The 1,777-nt window shown below is 69.6% G+C and carries 2 protein-coding genes; both read left to right on the top strand.

Annotated features, from left to right (window positions below):
* Positions 1-791: electron transfer flavoprotein subunit beta/FixA family protein (locus ABD260_RS37435; protein ID WP_425553503.1), on the top strand; the 791-nt coding region annotated here is incomplete at its 5' end.
* Between the two features lie 23 nt (positions 792-814).
* Positions 815-1,777, top strand: a 963-nt coding sequence (locus tag ABD260_RS37430; protein WP_344241724.1) for an electron transfer flavoprotein subunit alpha/FixB family protein, incomplete at its 3' end; no start/stop codon positions are given.

The following is a 1,777-nucleotide window of genomic DNA, read 5'->3' as shown; positions in this document are numbered from 1 at the left end:
TGAAGATCGTCGTCTGCGCGAAGTTCGTGCCGGATGCCACCGCGGACCGCCGCTTCCGTACGGAAGACAACACGGTGGACCGGGCGGGTGTCGACGGGCTGCTGTCCGAGCTGGACGAGTATGCCGTCGAGACCGCGCTCACCGTGAAGGAAGCCGGGGATGCCGAGGTGACCGTTCTCACGGTTGGCCCGGATCAGGCTGCCGACGCGGTGAAGAAGGGCCTGCAGATGGGCGCCGACGCGGGTGTGCACGTGGTCGACGACGCGATCCACGGTTCGGACGCGGTGGCGACGTCGCTGATCCTGGCCAAGGCGCTGGCCAAGCTCGAGGCCGACCTGGTCGTGTTCGGGATGGGTTCGACCGATGGCGGCATGGGGGTGGTGCCGGCGATGGTGTCGGAGCGGCTCGGCCTGCCGGCCGTGACGCTGGGCTCGGAGGTGACCGTCGACGGGCAGACCGTCCGGATTCGCCGCGACGGCGACACCGCGAGCGACACCGTCGAGGGCACGCTGCCGCTGGTGCTGTCGGTGTCCGACCAGGCCAACGAGCCGCGGTACCCGTCGTTCAAGGGCATCATGGCCGCGAAGAAGAAGCCGGTCGAGACCTGGTCGCTGGCCGACCTCGAGCTTACCGCCGAGCAGGTCGGTGGCTCGGGCGCGTGGACCGAGGTGGTCGAGGTGACCGCCCGTCCGGCGCGGACTGCCGGCACGATCGTCACCGATGAGGACGGTGCTGCCGGGAGCGGTGCGCATCAACTGGTCGAGTTCCTGTCCACGAACAAGTTCCTCTGAGGAGCGGCTGATCCATGTCTGGTATGTCGAAGGTTCTGGTTCTCGTTGACCACACGGACAACCCAGGGGGCACGGTCCGCAAGACCACCGCCGAGCTCCTCACCATCGCCCGCCGGCTGGGCGAGCCGGTCGCCGTCTTCATCGGCTCCGGTGACGCTGAGGTGCAGGCCGCGCTGCCGGCGCTCGGGCAGTACGGCGCGACGAAGGTGATCGCGCTCTCGAACCCGGAGCTCACGCAGTACCTGGTGGCGCCGAAGGCGGAGGCGCTGCAGCAGGTCGCGGCCAAGGTCGAGCCGGCCGCGATCCTGATCTCGTCGAACGCCGAGGGCAAGGAGATCGCCGCCCGGCTCGCGGTCAAGCTGGACTCCGGCCTGATCACCGACGCCGTCGACGTCCAGGCCGCCGAGGGTGGTGCCGGCGGTGCGGTCGCTACCCAGTCGGTGTTCGCGGGCAACTTCACTGTGCAGTCGAAGGTCACCCACGGCACGCCGATCATCACGGTCAAGCCGAACGCCGCGACCCCCGAGGCCGCCGAGACCTCGCCGGAGGTGGAGGAGTTCGACGTGACGATCTCCGACGCCGCGAAGACCGCGCGGATCACCGAGTCCAAGCCGCGTGCGGCGACCGGCCGGCCGGAGCTGACCGAGGCCGCGATCATCGTGTCCGGTGGCCGCGGTACCGGTGGTGACTTCGGTCCGATCGAGGCGTTCGCGGACTCGCTCGGTGCCGCGGTCGGCGCCTCCCGCGCGGCCGTCGACTCGGGCTGGTACCCGCACGCGTACCAGGTGGGTCAGACCGGCAAGACCGTGTCACCGCAGCTGTATGTGGCGGCCGGGATTTCCGGCGCGATCCAGCACCGCGCCGGGATGCAGACCTCGAAGACCATCGTCGCGGTCAACAAGGACCCCGAGGCCCCGATCTTCGAGCTGGTCGACTTCGGCGTCGTCGGCGACCTGCACAAGGTCCTCCCAACCGCCACCGAAGAA

The sequence above is a fragment of the Kribbella hippodromi genome (assembly GCF_039531045.1).
Taxonomy (GTDB): domain Bacteria; phylum Actinomycetota; class Actinomycetes; order Propionibacteriales; family Kribbellaceae; genus Kribbella; species Kribbella hippodromi.
Note: the sequence above shows the minus strand (reverse complement) of the source record. Positions and strands in the feature narration are given on the sequence as shown.